This window comes from Nocardia citri (assembly GCF_054065835.1).
In genome coordinates, this window is sequence record NZ_JBSUQM010000032.1 from 1 (window position 1) to 18,174 (window position 18,174).

The 18,174-nt window shown below is 64.4% G+C and carries 14 protein-coding genes; 3 read left to right on the forward strand and 11 right to left on the reverse strand.

Annotation, left to right across the window (positions count from 1 at the left end):
- Positions 1–746: 746 nt before the first annotated feature.
- From ACW2Q0_RS27870 to rplN, 4 genes are read right to left on the reverse strand one after another with little or no spacing between them, the layout of a single operon-like run.
- Positions 747–932, reverse strand: coding sequence for a type Z 30S ribosomal protein S14 (locus ACW2Q0_RS27870; protein WP_062983162.1), 186 nt, complete (start codon positions 930–932; stop codon positions 747–749).
- Positions 933–936: 4 nt separating this feature from the next.
- Entirely contained in the window at positions 937–1,500 is a 564-nt protein-coding gene (gene rplE / locus ACW2Q0_RS27875) for a 50S ribosomal protein L5 (RefSeq protein WP_457193892.1), read from the reverse strand.
- Between the two features lies 1 nt (position 1,501).
- A complete protein-coding gene (gene rplX, locus ACW2Q0_RS27880) occupies positions 1,502–1,819 on the reverse strand; it encodes a 50S ribosomal protein L24 (protein ID WP_457193893.1) in 318 nt (105 codons plus the stop codon).
- A 1-nt stretch (position 1,820) separates the two neighbouring features.
- Positions 1,821–2,189, reverse strand: coding sequence for a 50S ribosomal protein L14 (gene rplN, locus ACW2Q0_RS27885; protein ID WP_040686591.1), 369 nt, complete (start codon positions 2,187–2,189; stop codon positions 1,821–1,823).
- A 343-nt stretch (positions 2,190–2,532) separates the two neighbouring features.
- Between rplN and ACW2Q0_RS27890 the strand changes: the two genes are divergently transcribed.
- Together ACW2Q0_RS27890 and ACW2Q0_RS27895 are read left to right on the forward strand one after the other, a co-directional pair.
- Positions 2,533–4,578, forward strand: a complete 2,046-nt coding sequence (locus ACW2Q0_RS27890) for a M13 family metallopeptidase (protein WP_457193894.1) — start codon at positions 2,533–2,535, stop codon at positions 4,576–4,578.
- 97 nt (positions 4,579–4,675) lie between these two features.
- Complete coding sequence (locus ACW2Q0_RS27895; protein ID WP_457193895.1) at positions 4,676–6,712, forward strand: M13 family metallopeptidase; 2,037 nt, start codon at positions 4,676–4,678, stop codon at positions 6,710–6,712.
- Between the two features lie 41 nt (positions 6,713–6,753).
- On the opposite strand, the gene ACW2Q0_RS27900 is transcribed toward ACW2Q0_RS27895, so the two are convergent.
- The gene (locus ACW2Q0_RS27900) at positions 6,754–7,335 is read right to left on the reverse strand and encodes a Uma2 family endonuclease (protein ID WP_457193896.1); all 582 of its coding nucleotides are present in this window, start codon (positions 7,333–7,335) and stop codon (positions 6,754–6,756) included.
- Between the two features lie 177 nt (positions 7,336–7,512).
- Positions 7,513–7,845, reverse strand: coding sequence for a hypothetical protein (locus ACW2Q0_RS27905; RefSeq protein WP_457193897.1), 333 nt, complete (start codon positions 7,843–7,845; stop codon positions 7,513–7,515).
- 268 nt (positions 7,846–8,113) lie between these two features.
- Between ACW2Q0_RS27905 and ACW2Q0_RS27910 the strand changes: the two genes are divergently transcribed.
- Positions 8,114–9,097 carry an ABC transporter substrate-binding protein gene (locus ACW2Q0_RS27910; RefSeq protein ID WP_457193898.1) on the forward strand — a complete coding sequence of 328 codons (984 nt, stop codon included), beginning with the start codon at positions 8,114–8,116 and terminating at the stop codon, positions 9,095–9,097.
- 122 nt (positions 9,098–9,219) lie between these two features.
- Here the strand turns inward: ACW2Q0_RS27910 and ACW2Q0_RS27915 are convergent, their stop codons facing one another.
- The 5 genes from ACW2Q0_RS27915 to ACW2Q0_RS27935 form a co-directional block, all read right to left on the reverse strand.
- Entirely contained in the window at positions 9,220–10,989 is a 1,770-nt protein-coding gene (locus ACW2Q0_RS27915) for an MFS transporter (RefSeq protein ID WP_457193899.1), read from the reverse strand.
- Positions 10,990–11,073: 84 nt separating this feature from the next.
- Positions 11,074–11,838, reverse strand: coding sequence for an ABC transporter permease (locus ACW2Q0_RS27920; protein WP_457193900.1), 765 nt, complete (start codon positions 11,836–11,838; stop codon positions 11,074–11,076).
- Positions 11,835–12,608, reverse strand: coding sequence for an ABC transporter permease (locus ACW2Q0_RS27925; protein WP_457193901.1), 774 nt, complete (start codon positions 12,606–12,608; stop codon positions 11,835–11,837). Before ACW2Q0_RS27925 ends, ACW2Q0_RS27920 begins: the two co-directional genes overlap by 4 nt.
- Positions 12,605–13,564, reverse strand: a complete 960-nt coding sequence (locus tag ACW2Q0_RS27930; RefSeq protein ID WP_457193902.1) for an ATP-binding cassette domain-containing protein — start codon at positions 13,562–13,564, stop codon at positions 12,605–12,607. Before ACW2Q0_RS27930 ends, ACW2Q0_RS27925 begins: the two co-directional genes overlap by 4 nt.
- Entirely contained in the window at positions 13,561–18,111 is a 4,551-nt protein-coding gene (locus ACW2Q0_RS27935) for an amino acid adenylation domain-containing protein (RefSeq protein ID WP_457193903.1), read from the reverse strand. The genes ACW2Q0_RS27930 and ACW2Q0_RS27935 overlap by 4 nt, the downstream gene beginning before the upstream one ends.
- Between the last annotated feature and the right edge of the window lie 63 nt (positions 18,112–18,174).

The window sequence follows — 18,174 nt, forward strand, 5'->3', positions numbered from 1 at the left end:
GACAGCGACACTGGGGCGTTCAATGGCTAGCGTATCCGCTCGTGACGGGGGATGTCGACGTCAGCAGCACCAAGGTGTGGGACCTGCTTTCCGAGCCGCGAATGGTTCCCTACTTGTGTGCTGTACAGGGAGGCCGAGCGACCGCCCTGGAGCTTTACACATGGAGCGCTCAGACGGTCGCAGCATCGTTCCAGGTTCTGGGATATCTGGAAGTTCTCCTGCGCAATGCACTGGATTCCGTTATGCGCGAACATCTCCAGGAGGTGGCGCGCGGGCATCACGTGGTTCCTCCTCCCGTTGAACGACAACGTCGCGATCGCCGTGCAGGCGGTCCGGGATCGCCCACGGGAACAGACATTCCCGCCACAGTTGCTCGTATTTCGGACCCAGGAGCCCGGACCAGAAGCCGAAACTCAAGCCGGCAATGATCTGATCTCGATACTCCCAGTCCTAGTGCTCCTTATTAAAGGTTAATAGATAAACTTTAATAAGGGCCACAGCTGTTATTACTTGCCGTAGAAACACATGGGGCACGAACTTGCTCGCAGGCCGTCGATGTTGCGTCACGTGAGGGGCCGAAGGATCGTGAGGGGCCGAAGGATTCCGACGCGATCACCACGAACTTCCCCTGGCCCGAACTCGAACCCTGACCGGGCGCAAGGAACTTGAACAGCCGAGGGCACGGACTCGTCGGAGTCCGTGCCCTCGTTCGCTATTCGATCAGTGCGCTCAGAGCGAGCGCAAGCTCACCAGGAGCTCTTGTGCACACCCGGCAGCTCACCGCGGTGCGCCATTTCGCGCAGGCACACGCGGCACAGGCCGAACTTGCGGTACACCGCGTGCGGGCGGCCGCAGCGCTGGCAGCGGGTGTAGGCGCGAACGGCGAACTTCGGCTTGCTGTTGGCCTTGTTGACCAGTGCTTTCTTAGCCATGTGCTCAGTTCTCCTTGAACGGGAAGCCGAGGTGCTTGAGCAGGGCACGGCCTTCGTCGTTGTTGGTCGCGGTGGTCACCACGGTGATGTCCATACCACGCGGACGGTCGATGGAGTCCACATCGATCTCGTGGAACATCGACTGCTCGCTCAGGCCGAACGTGTAGTTGCCGTTGCCGTCGAACTGCTTCGGCGACAGACCGCGGAAGTCACGGATACGGGGCAGCGCGATGGAGACCAAGCGGTCCAGGAATTCCCACATGCGGTCACCACGCAGGGTGACCTTCGCGCCGATCGGCATGCCCTCACGCAGCTTGAACTGCGCGATCGACTTGGTGGCCTTGCGGATCTCGGGCTTCTGACCGGTGATCAGTTCCAGATCGCGGACCGCACCGTTGATGAGTTTGGCGTCACGCGCGGCGTCACCGACACCCATGTTCACCACGACCTTGACCACGCCCGGGATCTGCATCACGTTGGCGTAGTCGAACTCGCTGTTCAGCGCGTCCTTGATCTCGGCGCGGTAGCGCGCCTTCAGGCGGGGCTGAGTCTTCTCAGAGGTGGTCATGTCAGATGTCCTTCCCGTTCTTACGGGAGATCCGGACCCGCTTGCCGCTCTCCTCATCCGTCCGGTAACCGACGCGGGTCGGCTTGCCGTCGGAGTCGACGACCATCACGTTGGACACGTGGATGGGAGCTTCCTGGGTCACGATGCCGCCCGACGAGGCACCACGCTGGTTGGCGGAGTTGGCAACGTGCTTCTTGATCCGGTTCACGCCCTCGACCAGGACCCGGTTCTCCTTCGGGTAGGCCTGGATGACCTTACCCTTGGCACCCTTGTCCTTACCCGAGATGACGATCACGGTGTCGCCCTTGTGCACCTTCATGTCAGAGCACCTCCGGGGCCAGCGAAACGATCTTCATGAACTTCTTCTCGCGCAGCTCGCGGCCGACCGGGCCGAAGATACGAGTGCCACGCGGGTCGTTGTCCGCCTTGATCAGCACGGCCGCGTTCTCGTCGAACTTGATGTAGGAACCGTCCGGGCGACGACGCTCCTTGACGGTGCGCACGACGACGGCCTTGACGACCTCGCCCTTCTTGACGTTGCCGCCGGGGACAGCGTCCTTGACGGTGGCGACGATGATGTCGCCGATACCGGCATAGCGACGCGACGAACCACCGAGAACGCGGATGCAGAGGATTTCCTTCGCACCCGTGTTGTCGGCGACGCGCAGTCGCGACTCCTGCTGAATCACTTCAGCCTCCTTGACCTGGATGTATACGCACGCCGGATTGCCGACCCGACGGGCATGGTCGTGTCACCACCCGAACGCGCGCCTACCAGCGGTTTTCTCGATCGGACAGATCAACCACCGGGGGTTCGCGGCCGGATTGCGGGCACAGCTCCCGCAGGCAACCGGTTCAGTGTAGGTGAATGCCCTGGTCGGCCCCAAATCGGCCCCCGCCGCCGCAGGCTGAACTTCCGCTGCGAAACGCGCGCGGATCAGTGCTCGCGGGCCGTCCTGTCACTACCCTCGGGACCAGCAAGATCACTGGATGAACCGCACATTCCACATCATCGCTGAATAAGGGGCTTCCTTGAGTTCGTCTGCGCGTTCCGCCCGGCTCGGTCGCCGCACCTTCCTGATCGCACTCGGAGTGATCCCGGCCACCACGACACTGGTCTCCTGCGGCCGGGAACGGTCGGTGCAACTCACCGGTGTCGATATGCGGGGCGAGGACCCGGCGATCCGTCCGCAGGACGATCTGTTCCGATCCGTCAACGGCGGCTGGCTGCGCGATTTCCAGCTACCACCGGACAAGCCGTCCTACGGCACCTTCGACGAAGTCGGCGATCGGGTGGAACAGCAGTTGCGGGAGATCGTCGACGGCATCCACGAGCCGCGGGCCGGGACCGCCGAACAGCGGATCCGCGATCTCTACGACGCCCGGGTCGATCTGGCCGAAATCGAGCGGCTCGGCGTGACCCCGCTGGCGGATCTATTCGCCGCGATCGACGGCGCCGCGACCAAACCGGATCTGGCCGAGGTGATGGGCGGGCTCCCGGTCGACGGGCTCCTCGGTTTGTCCGTCGGGGTCGACCGGAAGAACTCGGCCGAATACGTCGCGAATATCTCCCAGTCCGGAATCGACCCGAATATGGGCGAGCAGTATTACCGCAAGCCCGAATACGCCGAGCAGCGCGCCGCGTATCAGACCTATCTGCAACGCGTCGCCGCGGGCGCGGGCTTTCCCGATCCGGCGGGCACCGCCCAGCGGGTGTTCGAACTGGAGACCAAGATTGGCGCCGCCTATTGGGACGACGTTCGGCTGCGCGATCCGGATGCCACCTACAACCCGATGAGCTGGGTCCAATTGACTGCGCTCGCACCGCAATTCGACTGGGAGCCATGGCTCGCGGGGACCACCGACCGGCCGCATACCTTGTTCGACCGCGTGGTGGTCGGCGAGCCGTCGTTCGTCACGGCGGCCGGAAGCCTCTGGGCCGAGGTCGATATCGCGGTCTGGCGGGAGTATCTACGCCTGGCGGTGGTCAAACAGTTCGCATCGATGCTGCCCAAGGCCATTTCGTATGCCGAATTCGATTTCGTCGGCAAAGTACTGCAAGGTCAGCAGGAGCGCCCGGAGCTGTGGAAGGACGGTATCGCGACCGTCAATGCGTATCTCAGCCAGCAGCTCGGGAAACTCTATGTGGGCAAACACTTTCCGCCCGCGGCCAAAGAACGCGCTGTGGCGATGGTCGCCGATCTCATGTCCGCCTACCGCGCCGACTTCACCGATTCGACCTGGATGTCGCAGCCGACCAGACAGGCCGCCATCACGAAACTCGACAAGATCATCACCAAGATCGGCTATCCGGACAACTGGATCGACTACTCCGGACTGACCATCACGCGCGGCAAGTTGATCGAATCCGTCCGTGCCGCACAGCGTTTCGAGACCAAGCGCCGAATCGCACAGCTCGGCACCCCGGTCGACAAATCCGAATGGGGTATGCCGCCACAAATGGTTAATGCCATGTACGACCCGACCGCCAATTCGATCTCGTTTCCCGCCGCCATTCTGCAGCCGCCGTTCTTCGACAAAGATGCCGCGGCCGCGGTGAACTACGGCGCGATCGGGGCGATCATCGGCCATGAGATCGGACACGGGTTCGACGATCAGGGTTCGCGCTACGACGGTGACGGCAATCTGCGCGACTGGTGGACAGCCGAGGACCGAGTCGCATTCGAAGCCAAGACCAAGCAGCTCATCGATCAATACAACGCGCTGGTCCCGGCGGGTCTGGATCCGAGCAAGCACGTCAACGGCGCGCTCACGGTCGGCGAGAATCTCGCGGATCTGCGTGGTCTCGGCATCGCACTGGCGGCCCTGGGCATAGCCGATAAACGCGACGGCAAGAACGACCCGGACCATCGCACGATGTTCCTGTCCTGGGCCCGGATCTGGCGGGACAAATCGACGACGCAGCATATGGAATTGCGACTGGCCATGGATCCGCATGCGCCCAACGAGTTTCGGTGCAATCAGGTGGTCCGCAATATCGACGAGTTCTACACCGTATTCGCCGTCACACCGAGCGACAAGCTGTTCCTCTCCCAGGACCAGCGCGTCTCGCTGTGATCCGACGGGCCGTCAACGCCGGCGACGGGTAGCCTCGGACCAGCACTATCGCGCCTGACGAGGATGCGGCGCGACCGCATCGGGAGAGGAATGCCTCGTGACATCAACCGGTCGTCCCGGTCAGCTGGACCGTCGTGCCTTCCTGGTCGCGCTGGGGGTGGTGCCCGCGGCCGCCGCTCTGGTCTCCTGCACACAGCAAGCGCATCCGGCGCAGCTCACCGGGGTCGATATGGGCGGTGCGGACGAGGCGATCCGGCCGCAGGACGATCTGTACCGGCACGTCAACGGCACGTGGCTGCGGGAGTACCAGCTGCCGCCGGATAAGGCCGCGGTCGGCGCGATCAGCGACGCGAGCGATCGGACCCTGGATCAGCTGCGGGAGATCATCGAGGGCATCAAAGATCCGAAGGCTGGTTCCGAGGCACAGCAGATTCGCGATCTCTACGACGCACGGCTGGACGAGGCGGCCTTCGAAACACTCGGCTTGACACCGCTGGCCGACCTCTTCGCCAAGATCGATGGCGCGGCGACCAAACCGGATCTGGCCAAGGTGATGGCGCAACTGCCGATCGCCGGACTGATCGGAATCGGGGTCGGCATCGATCGCAAGGACTCCAACGCCTATATCCCCACCATCAGCCAGTCGGGTATCGGGCTGAGCGAGCAGTACTACCGCAAACCGGAATACGCCAAACAGCTCGGCGGCTACAAGACATACCTCGAGAAAATGTCCGCGGGCGCCGGGTTCGCCGATCCGGCGGGCATCGCGCAGCGCATGGTGGATCTGGAGACCAAGATCGCGGCGGCGCACTGGGACAGCGTGCGCAATCGCAATACCGATGCCACCTACAACCTGATGAGCTGGCAGGATTTGGTGGCGCTCGGACCGCAATTCGATTGGGATCCGTGGCTAACGGGCAATACCGATCGGCCGCGCTCGCTGTTCGACAAGATCGTGGTGGCGCAGCCGTCGTTCGTGACCGCGGCCGCGCAGCTGTGGGCCGATACCGATATCGCGCTGTGGCGGGAGTACCTGCGGGTCAACGTGGTCGCGGAGTACGCCCGCTTCTTGCCCAAGGCGATCCGCGACGCGCGGTTCGACTTCGTCGGCAAGGTGCTCAGCGGGTTGGCGGAGCGTCCGGAGACCTGGAAGTCCGGCGTCGGCGTCGTCAACGACAATCTTGGTGACCAGCTCGGCAAACTGTATGTCGAGAAGCACTTTCCGCCTGCCGCCAAGGATCGGGCCATCGCGATGGTGGCCGACCTCATGGCCGCCTATCGGGACAACTTCACCAATTCGACCTGGATGTCCCAACCGACCAGGGATGCCTCGATCGTGAAGCTGGACAAGATCGAGGCCAGGATCGGATATCCGGATAAGTGGGACGACTACTCCGCGCTGACGATCACCCGGGGCAAACTGATCGAATCCCTGCGCGCCGTCAACGCTTTCGAGTCCAAGAAGGCGTTCAACCGGCTCGGCACTCCGGTCGACAAGTCCGAATGGGGTATGTCGCCGCAGACCGTCAATGCCTACTACTCGCCTACCAGCAACCAGATCACCTTCCCCGCCGCGTATCTGCAGCCGCCGTTCTTCGACAAGGACGCGACCACGGCGGTCAATTACGGTGCGGTCGGCGCGACCATCGGTCACGAGATCGGCCACGGCTTCGACGATCAGGGTCGCAAATACGATGCCAGCGGTAATCGCAGCGACTGGTGGACACCCGAGGATCTGGCCGCATTCGAGGCCAAGACCAAACAGCTGATCGAACAATTCGATGTGCTGGTCCCCGAGGGCCTCGATCCCAAATACCACGTCGACGGCGCGCTCACCGTCGGCGAGAACCTCGCCGATCTGCGTGGCCTGCAAATCGCCGTCGAGGCCTACCGCATCGCCGCGAAGCGTGAGGGGATCGCCCCCGACTTCCAGCAGATGTTCTTCTCCTACGCCCGCAGCTGGCGCGAAAAGCAGACCGAGGAATCCACCATCAGCCTGCTCCAGGACGTCCACGCCCCCAACGAATTCCGCTGCAACCAGATCGTCCGCAATATCGCGCAGTTCTACAACAGCTTCGCCGTCAAGGACGGCGACAAACTCTTCCTCCCGGAGAACCAGCGCATCACCCTCTGAGACCGCCCGCCGAAGCAGCCCGGCCCGCCCCGGGCTGCTTATTACCGAACCAGGTCAGCGAAGCTGATCTCACCCAGCACGACGTGCTCGAGCTGCACGAATCCGTCGCGATGCAACCGGTGCAGGCGGTATTCGGCGGCGTGGGCGTCGAGCCGGAATTCGCGGACCTCTTCGATGTCGTATTTGGTATCGAGAGCTACGAACAGATAAAGCGGAATGCCCGCGCGGGCGTACTGCACTTTCTTGTCGAGCAGATCCTCGGCGGCGGTGGATGGCGAGGAAACCTCGACGACGATCAGCGCGTCACCAGCTTCTGGTTTCGCACCTCGCTCCGGAAGGCACCGATAGACCGTGACATCCGGCCGTCGGAACGTGAATTTGGGTACTCGCCAGAGCACCACGTCGATATCGGTCTCGACTCGAATGCACGGTTCGGTACTCGGCAGCTGCTCCATGGCACCGGCCAGGCGGCGTGCCACCCTATTGTGCTCGGGTACCGGCGACTCACAGACGATCACATGCCCGTGGACGACCTCGATCGCGCGCGCCGTGTCCTCGGGCAGGAGCCGGTATTGCTCCTCGGTCATCTCGTGCGGGAGATGGACGGACGGCTCGATCGTCATGACGGAAGCCTACCCATTCACCATGTCGAGAGCCCATGTCTGCGGCAGCGATCGACCGGCGATCTACTTCGCCGGGGCGGGTCGGCGGGTGGTTGTGCATAAGCCCGGCTGCTGTGCCGAGCTTATGCACGCGGAAAGCGCTTCGAGGGGAGTGCTTTCGCTTCCGAGCGACTCGGGTCAGAAGGCGCTGCCGGTCGAGGGCAGGGGGAAGTAGCCGGGCCAGATGTTCGGGGAGCCGAACCAGGAGCCGTGGTAGCTGGGATAGCCGGGCTGGCTCCATCCGCCCCAGCCACCCCATCCGCCCCAACCCCAGCCACCATGGCCCCAGCCACCGTAGCCGTGAATGTCTTCGGCCTGATCGACCTGGACCGCGGCCGGGCCCTGGGCGTCGGTGGTGTCGGCGAGTGCCGGACCCGCTACTGCGGCGATGGGAGCCAGAGCGAGGGCTGAAGTGATGGCGATGCGGGCGATCATGGGCCGGACGCGGCCGGTGGAACTGTTTTGATTCATCGGAACTAACCTCGATTCGGTTTGCGTCAGTCGTGCGAAGCCCCGCTGCTCACGGGTTCGACGTCAATGCCTCCCGGACGAGGAGGATCATTATTGACGATATTCAACGTACCGCTATATAGCGGTACGTTCAATAGGTTTTCCATACATGACATGACAGCAAAGCAAGCGGAGATGGCGGGACAATCAATGTAGGTTAGGCTGACCTATGTTTTTACGGCTCGAAGAGAGCCCAGTCGGGGAATTCCTCGATGAAGGAGAGGTGACGATGAAGTCTGTTCGGACGTCTCGTGGCTGGCAGCGAGCGGCGCTCGCCGTGCTGGCCGGTGCGCTGACCTTGGGTGTCGTCGCCTGTGGGCCATCGAGCGATGACGGGGGATCCGATGGTGGCGCACCCGTCACCATCACCCACGCGCGCGGCACGACAACGGTTCACGGCACCCCGAAAAAGATTGTCACGCTGGGGAATCAGTGGCTGGATTCGACACTGGCGCTCGGCGTGACCCCGGTCGGCTATGTCGACAATGTCGCCTCGGTATCCAAGAGCACCCCGGCGTGGGAGCCGAAGTCGCTCGAATCGGTGAACACCTTGAACACCGCCGGCAATATCGCCGAGCAGGTCGCGGCGCTGGAGCCGGATCTTATTCTGGTGGACGGATTCCTGGCCGACCAGAAGACCTATGACGAGCTGTCCAAGCTCGCCCCGACCCTGCCCGCACTCACCTCCGCGTCGATCCAACCCTGGCAGGACCTGGTGACCACACTCGGCAAGGTTCTGCACAAGGAAGATGACGCGACGCGCGTGATCACCGATGTGGACAAAAAGGTGCAGTCCATCGGCCAGGCCGATCCGGGACTGAAGGGCAAGACCTTCGCGAGCTCCTGGCTGGCCAGCCCCGCCCAGCTGATGGTGCTGACCGATCCGAACGACGGATCGAGCAAGATCTTCACCCAGCTCGGCCTGACCATCCCGAAGAACCTCACCGATCAGCCGTCGAATCAGGGCCGGCTCGCGCTGTCGCCGGAGCGGGTCGACGAGCTCACCGCCGATCTACTGCTCGCGGGCTACTCCCCCGGTATGGACGAGAAGTATCGGCAGTTGCCCGGATATACCGATCTGCCCGCAGTGCGGAAAGGGGCGGTGGTCTTCCTCACGGTGCAGGAGATCAGCGCCGTCAACCAGCCGACCGCGCTGTCGGTGCCCTATCTGTTGAACAAGCTGGAGCCCGCCTTCGCCAATGCGGCGAAATAGGTTCAGCGCCGCCACAGATTGAGGCCCACACGCACCAGCGCGTGGGCGAGGATCACCACCATCGGTGCCCGAGTTCATGGCACCGAACAGCACAGTCCGAACGCGTCACGCACCAGCCTTGATCAGCGAGCGGCGACCAATTCGTCGGCCTCGGCGAGTTCGGCCAATTCCTCCTCGACGTACCTATCGCCCGCGAAGTACGACGCGGCGGCGGCCAGGAACATCGTCACGGCGGCCGCGACGAACACCACGATCAGACCCGAATGGAACGGTCCGGTGAGCAGATTCGGGAAGAACTCCTGACCGGTGAGGGTGTCGGCGTTGACGCCCGGCTTGGCCAATTCGCCACTGGGCCCGAGCAATTCCTGGATCGGGTTGTAACCGAGGAATGCGGCGAACAAGCTCGCGACGGGCGGTAGGTCGGCGAGTTGTGACGCGGCGCCCGCGGATACCCCCTGGGCGCGCAGACCGCTGTCGAGTGCCGAGGGCAGGCTGGCAGCCAGGCCGATGACCATGAGCGAGAAGAAGATTCCCATCGACAGCGCATTGCCGCCGTTGAACAGGGTGCCGCGCATACCGGAGGCCGCACCGCGCTGGGATGCGGGCACGCTCGACATGATGGCGGCGGTGTTCGGTGAGAAGAACAATCCAGAGGCGATGCCGTTGAGCAGCACGATCGCCGCGAAGACCCAGTAGTTGAAGTCGACCGGGATGACCAACAGCAGCAGGAAGGTGAGCCCGGCCAGCACCGCGCCACCGGTAGTGAAATGCCGCGATCCGTACCGGTCCGACAGCCAACCCGAAACCGGTCCGGCGGCAAGGAATCCCACGGTCAGCGGCAGCAGATAGATACCGGCCCACAGCGGCGTCGATTCGTAGTCGTAGCCGTGCAGCGGCAACCAGATGCCCTGCAGCCAGATGATCAGCATGAACTGCAGGCCGCCGCGGCCGATCGAGACCATCAGATTGGCGAAATTGCCGAGGCCGAACGCGCGGATGCGGAACAGCGACAGATGGAACATCGGCTCGGCGACCTTGGTTTCCACCACGCAGAAGACCGCGAGCAGGATGATGCCGCCGAATACCGCGCCGAGCACCCAGGGGTTGGACCACCCGGTGGGGTCACCGCCGTAAGGCTGGATGCCGTAGGTGATTCCCGTGAGCAATGCGGTGAGACCGAGACCGAAGGTGATGGTGCCGGCCCAGTCGACCTTGCCCATGGTGCGCGTGCCCACCTCGTGCAGTGAGCGGTAGGACCAGATCGAGCCGATCACCGCAATCGGCACGCTGACCCAGAACACCGCGCGCCAATCCCATTCGGACAGCACACCACCGATGATCAATCCGAGGAAGGAGCCCGCGACCGCGGCGACCATATTGATGCCGAGTGCGGTACCACGCTGTTTGGCCGGGAAGGCGTCGGTCAGGATGGCCGTCGAATTGGCCGTCAGCATGGCGCCGCCGATGCCCTGCAACACCCGCCAGACGATGATCCACATCGCGCCCGAACCACCGTAGAACGGATCGAAGGACAATGCGACCGAGGTCACCGCGAAGACCGCGAACCCGAGGTTGTAGATCCGGACGCGGCCGAAGATATCGCCGAGCCGCCCGAACATCACCACGAGCACCGCGGTGACGAGCAGATAGCCCATCAGCATCCACAGCAGATAGCCGACATTGCCCGCTTCCAGCGGGTTCAGTCCGATACCTCGGAAGATCGCGGGCAGCGAGATCAGCACGATCGAGGCGTTGACCGCGCTGAGCAACACACCGAGGGTGGTGTTGGTCAGGACGATCCATTTGTAGTGCGGGTGATCCCGGTCGTAGCGCAGGCGACGGCGAATGGTCTGAACATCACCCAGATCGAGATCGGCGGATGGAATCGTCACGGCAGCCCCTTGCTAATTGTTACCTCAGAAAACTATATAGTTAGCTGATGTAACCATCAAGCCGAGGCCCACTCAGTGGACTTGTCAGCCTTGCGCGGCCGTGCGGTAGCCACGTACCGCGAAGGCACCGAAGACCATTGCGAGCCCAACGGACCAGGCGATTGTCTGCAGCATCGGTGTGGCGATGGGACCACCGACAGTGCAGCCGCGCATTGCCTCGATGGCACAGCTCATCGGCTGGATGCGCACCACCGGCTGCAACCAACCCGGGTAGTTCTGCACCGGTACGAATCCGGAATTGAAGAACATCCCGAGCAATACCAGTGCCGAGAACAATTGCACGACTTTGTCGCCCGCCTTACTGACGCCGACCGTGATCACCATGGTCGCGAAGCCGGGAATCAGCAGCACCGGAACGGCAAGCGCGCCGAGCACACCCGGCCAGCCCTGTTCGAAGCGCAATCCGAGCGCGACACCGAGGGCGACCACGATGACGGTCGCGACCAGCGTGCGTCCACATTCGGCGAGCAGTCGGCCGATCAGTCCCGCCGCACGGTGCACCGGCAGCACCCAGATGCGCCGCAGCAGACCGCTTTCCCGCTCCGCGTAGAGCGACAGGCCGGTGCCCATGGCGCCGTACATCGCGCCGGTGACCGCGATCATCGGGACGAAACCGTAGATGGTGTCCACGCCAGCGGATGCGCTCAGGAATTTGTGCAGGACGAGTTGGTACATCAACAGCAGCAGCACGGGCAGGATCAGGGTGGAGGTCAGCACCTCCTGCTCGCGCGGCCAGCGTCGCAGCAGTCGGCCCGTTTCGACGAGACTCTGGTCGATCAATGTCTTCACGGCCGACGCCTTTCCACCAGGACCGAGATCGCGCTGAACGCCACGATCAGACCGAGAATCCAGACCACCGCCACCGCGACCGCCGAGGTGTATTCGCCATCGGCGAGATCGCGCAGGGCAGCGGCGGCCTGGGATACCGGCTGATTGCGGACGAATGGCTGGATCCAGCCTGGAAAGCCTTCGGCCGGTATGAAACCCGTGGACATCATGATGAGCAGTAGTTGCGGTATCAGCAGGGCGGACGCGCCGATCTCTGGTTTGCCGGTGGCGACGCCGAGAGTGTCGGCACCGATCACCAGCGCCACCGCGAAGGCCAGCGACAGCGCGATGAAGGCGAGAGCCGCTGCGCCGCTATGGAATCGGAAACCGAAGGCGGTGCCGATCACCAGCGCCCCGGCGAGTCCGGCCAGTGCGCGAACGAGATTCGCGGACATCCGGGCGGCCAGCGGGACCCAGGATTTGACCGGCATGGACCGCATGCGGGTTCCCATACCGCTGAAGGTGTCGCGCGCGGCGCGATCGCTCGCCGACATGGCGGTGTAGAACATGCCCTGCAGCACGATCACCGGCAGCAGGTACTGGGCGTAGTCCGCACCGGTCTGCTCCATCGACCTGTGCAGCGGGACATAGAAACAGCTGAAGAAGATCATCGGCGCGATGAACCCGAAGGGCAGATCACCCTCCCGGACCGCGGCGCGTACGGTGCGGCCGCTCAGCGCGGTCCATTGCATTCCGGCGGGAATTGTTGTCGCCGTGGCTGATTCGATCATGCGGTGGTCACCAGGCCGGGTTCGTCGGAGGTGAGCTTGATGAAGACCTCGTCGAGTGACGGTCTGCGCAGTGCGATATCGATGAGTTCGATACCGGCTTCGGTAATGCGGCGCAGCGCCTCGGCCAGCGTGGCGGCACCGTCGGGAGCCGGAAGCGAAACTCGATCCTTGGATTCGGCGACGGTCACCGTGCCCAGGCTGCCCAGTGCGGTGACCACTGCGGGCACATCACCCGCGTCGACCGGAACGACCTCGCAGTAACTCGAACCCGAGCGGGCCTTGAGTTCGTCCGCGGTGCCCTCGGCGATCACGCGTCCCTTATCGATGACGATGATGTTGTCGCTCAACGCATCCGCCTCCTCGAGGTACTGCGTGGTGAGCAGGACCGTCACACCCTGTTTCGCGAGCGCGCGCACCAGCGACCAAACGCCCTGTCTGCTCACCGGATCCAGGCCGGTGGTCGGTTCGTCGAGGAAGACGACCTTGGGCGGGCAGACCAGGCCGCAGGCGATATCGATGCGTCTGCGCATGCCGCCGGAGTAGCCGCCGACGCGACGATCAGCGGCCTCGGTGAGATCGAACCGTTCGAGCAGTTCGGTGGCGCGAACCTTGGCCTGCTTCGGACGCAGACCCATCAGGCGACCGAACAAGACGAGGTTCTCCCGACCGGTCAGCACCTCGTCCAGCGCCGCGTACTGGCCGGTGAGCATGATGGATGCCCGCACGGCGGCGGCCTCGCGCACGACATCGTGGCCCGCGACCAGGGCACGCCCCGCATCGGGCTTGGTCAGCGTGGCGAGGATGGAGACCGTGGTGGTCTTGCCCGCGCCATTGGGGCCGAGTACGCCGAGCACACTTCCGGCGGGTGCCGAGAAGCTCAGGCCGCGCACGGCGTGGACGTCGCCGAAGGACTTACGGACATCCTCGACCACGATGGCGTTTTCGATTGCGTTCATCGTTCTCCCGGAGTTGCGCTTGGAATTGCGGCCGCCACTGCGGTGATGCAGCGCTGCCAGATGGTGGCGAATCGGTCGATCCCGCTGCTGTCGAAAAGCGCTTCGCTCCAGCGCAACAGGGTGGCCAGCTGGGGTCCGTCGGCACCGGGGTAGACAGCGACGACGAGATCGAGCGCGTAACGCAGCGGCATATCCGGCTCGGGGGCAACCGGAAGCCGTTGGTGCAGAGAGAGATCGGTGAGCGGGGTCCATGCCGCCGAGGTGCCCACGGCGAGGTCCATACGGCCCAGGTAGTCGAGCATTATCTGCGGATCGGCCTGCGGCTCACCATTGCCGTACCGAAGCAGGCCATGGTCCAAGCCTTTGTTCGGAACTCTGTCCAGCTGAGCCGTGACGGCTTTCAGCAGACCGGCCACCTCCGCCGGATCGGATTCGGCGCGAATGACATCGAGTGCCGAGCCCGCGCCGACGCGTAATGGATACACGGTGGTGAACCAGCCGACGGTGCGCGAGGTGTCGACGTCGCCGACGGTGGCATCTTCGCGGCCGTGGCCCTCGACAGCGACCAGGGCGCCGGCGGAGCCGTCCTGATCGCGTTCGGCTCGCCAGCTCGTCAACGCGATGGTCAATGCGGTGAGCAGCAATTCGTGCATGCCGAAGTCGGTGCCGAGGCCATCGAGGATGCCGCGAGTGGTGTCGGTCGACGTGAACGAGGGCGTGAGGCGGTAGGAGGACCAGGTGTCGCGGGTCGGATCCGGGTGCCGCAGGCCGAGTGCCGGATCGGGGCCGCTCAGTTGCTCGCTCCAGAAGTCGCGTTGGGCCAGTACCTCCGGTGTGGTGCGGCGTCGGTCCAGCAGTTCGGCCCAGCTGCGATATCCCGTGAATTCTGGTGCGACAGTGGGGGTATGCCCTTCGGTCACTCGCGACCATGCCTCGGCCAGATCCGCCACGATGATGTGCCAGGAGACGGGGTCCACCGCCAGGTGGTGGATCGACAGCAGCAGCACATCCGAACCCGCGAAACGGACTGCCTGGATCATGGTGCCCGCCTCCGGATCGATACGATCGATCGCCGCTCGCGCCTGCTGCTCGAGTACGGCGTCGAGGTCACCGGATACCTCGTGCAGGATATCGGCGGCCCGCACACTGCCCGGCGCTCTGGTTTCGAACCTGTGTCCGTCGTGGGTCGTCGACAGCTGGCCGCGCAGCATGTCGTGACCATCGAGGAGGGCCTGCAGTACCGCTTCCAACTGTGCCCGATCCAGGTCGACGGGCAGCGATATCAGCGTCGAGAGCGCGAGCCTGCGGAAGCCGCCGTACTCGTACATCCAGGACATGATCGGTGTCGGAAGTACCTCGCCGATCTCGGCCGAAGCGTTCTCCTGGGGCGCCGCACGGGAATCGATGGCGGCGGCCAGATCACGAACGGTGGGGTTGGTCATCACCATCGCCGGGCTGACCGAAAGTCCCGCTCGTCGTACCGCATTCACCAGGGAGATGGCGACAATGCTGTCCACGCCGAGCGCGATGAAGTCGTCATCGATGCCGGGCGTCGTCGCGCCCAGCGCTTCGGCGAGCGCGCGGCACAGCGTTCGCTCGGTATCGGTGCTCGGCACCGTGCGCCGGCCCGAACTCCGCAAGGCTTCCAGCCCGATGACGTTGAGGGTGCGAACATCGAGCTTACCGTTGGGGGTGACCGGTAGTTCGGGCAGCGAAATGACCCGCGCGGGAACCATATACGCGGGCAGACGCTCGGCAAGGCCCGCACGCAAGGTAGCCGGATCGGCTCTCGCGCTCACCGCGAAAGCGACCAGACTCGGGCCGCTCGGCAGCTGCACCACCAGGACAGCGCCTGCGCGCACCTGCGGCAGCTGCAGCAAAGCCGTTTCGATATCGCCGATTTCGATCCGATAGCCGCGAATCTTGACCTGGTCGTCGGCTCGGCCGAGATAGGCGAGGTCGCCACCCGGCAACTGCCGGACCAGATCACCCGTGCGATACATGCGCGCACCGGGTCGGAACGGGTCAGCGACAAAGCGATCCGCGGTAATGGCCGCCTTGCCGATATAGCCGCGCGCCACCTGCGCGCCGGACAAGTACAGCTCACCGACCACACCACGCGGTACCGGCCGCAGCATCGCATCGAAGACATAGGCGCACATGCGATCCACTGCTTTACCGATCGTCGGCTGGGCATTGCCCGGCCCGTCTCGACCGGTATTCACCGTCGCGACCACCGCCTCGACCGTGGTCTCGGTCGGGCCGTAGCAGTTGTAGACCGCGGTGCCCGCCAATGCGCCCAACTGCTCCCACATGCGCGCGCCGATGGCCTCGCCGCCGAGTGCGAGCACGGTCAGCCGCTCACCGTCCACCAGACCGGCAGCCGAGAGCTGGGTGAACATCGACGGCGAGGTGTCGATCATATCGATCTCGTGCCGGACGATGCCGTCGACGAGGCCCCGGGCATCACGCATTTCGGTCTCGTCGAACAGGTGCACGGTGTGGCCGTCGAACAGGCCGATCATGGGCTGCCAGGAGGCGTCGAAGCTCAGCGACCAGGCGTGCGCGATGCGCAGTCGGCGGCCGAGCCGGGCCACCGCCGGGCGGTAGACGCGGTCGCGGTGATCGGCGAAGTAGCTGGTCAGAGCGGCGTGGGTGCCGATGACGCCCTTGGGTTCGCCGGTCGAGCCGGAGGTGAAGATGAGGTAGGCGGCGGTCTGTGGGTGGACCGGACGGTAGGTCGCGACGGGGTGGTGTGCGATTCGCCGCGCTACCGCGGGATCGTCGAGGACCAGTCGGGGCCCGCCGGGCAGGTGTGTGCACTCCCCCACCGTCAGGACGAGTTTCGGATCCGCTTGGCGCAGGATGGTCTCGATGCGTGCGGCGGGTGCCGAGATATCCACCGGCACATAGGCTCCGCCTGCCGCCAGTACGGCGAGGATCGCGATCACCGCTCGCGGCGATCGCGGCAAGGCCAGGGCGACAACGGTTTCCGGGCCGACACCGTTGATGATCAGCTCATTCGCCAGTTGCCCTGCGGCTGAGTGCAATTCACGGTAGGTGTAGCGCCGCGAACCGGTGCTCAGTGCGATCGCATCCGGGGTTCGGACAACCTGATTCAGGAAGAGCTCGTAGACAGTGCCATCCGTGAAAGCCTCGACGTGCCTCGCTACGCTGATTTTCTCATCGGCCAGCAGTAGGTCCAGCGCATCGGGACTCGAATCACCGTGATCGGGCAGCTGACGCAACACCGACAGGATCCGCTGACCGATATCGGCGACCGCCAAGTGCGGCAGCGCTTCGGCAATCGCCTCGAGCATGACGACGAGCGTGCCGTCGTTCAGATAGGACACCACCGAAAGCGGATAGTGCACCAGACTTTCCATCGCCACCGGCACGAAGCGGGTGCCGCTCGCGGTGACGATCGGATCGGTCGCCACGCCGATGGGCGCGTTTTCGAAGACGAACAGCACGTCGAACAGCGCGCCGTGCCCGACCGCGCGCTGGATGGTGGACAGGTTCACATATCCCACATCCCGCATGGCGGCCGATTCGCTTTGCAGCTGCGCACATTGCTGGGCGACGGTGCGAGACCGGTCGATGAGTACACGTGCGGGCACGGTATTGATGAACAGCCCGATCATCGTCTCGACGCCGGGCAGCGTGTCGGGGCGGCCGGATATGGTGGTGCCGAACACGACATCGCGTCGGTCGGTGAGCCTGCCGAGGACCACGGCCCAGACGAATTGCACGACCGTGCTCATGGTCAGACCGTTCGCCCGCGCCCAATGTACGAGCCGCGCGGTTTCGGCATGGTCCAAGCTGAATCGGCTGCGGCGCGGGATCGCCGCGCCGACTTCGGTTGCCGTACCACCGCCGAGCATCAGCGGACCGCTCAGCGGCGCCAGGTATTCGGTCCAACTGCGCGTGCTGGCGGCGGTGTCCTGCGCGGAGAGCCACCCGATGTAATCGCGGTACGGGCGGGCCGGTGGCAGCGAATCCGGCTGTCCCCCCGCCTCGTACACCGCGATCAGCTCGCGGAAGAACACCGCGACCGCCCAGCCGTCCATCAGGATGTGATGCGCGGTCACGATCATTCGGTATCTACCGACTCCGCAAGCTCCGTCGGCTGCCATCCCCCGGTGCCGCTCGTCGCGCAGGGTGACCAGCGTGATGCGCAGGGCCGGTCCGCGACCGAGGTCGAATCGCCGCTGCCGGTCGGCCTCGGCAATGGCATCGAATTCCGCTGGTAGCGCGGAGATTTCGAGCCAGGGCAGATCCACCCAGGTCGGCACGATCTGCACCGGCTTGGGTAGATCCTTATCCCAGAACGCGGCCCGCAGATTGGCATGCCGCGCCAGGATCGCCTCGGCGCTGCGGCGCAGCATCGGCACGTCGATCGGACCGCCGATATCGATGACGAACTGCATCGTGTACAGATCGACCCCGTCGGCGGCCAACCGCGCCAACGAGAACAGCCCCTCCTGTAGCGGGCTGAGCGCGAGCACATCCTCGATCTCGGCCGCGGCACTCCGGTCGATCGTCATCGCAACGCCTTCCGGCCGATCCGCGCATCGCGGCTCATTCGGCCGGCCACTCGGAAGAAGTCG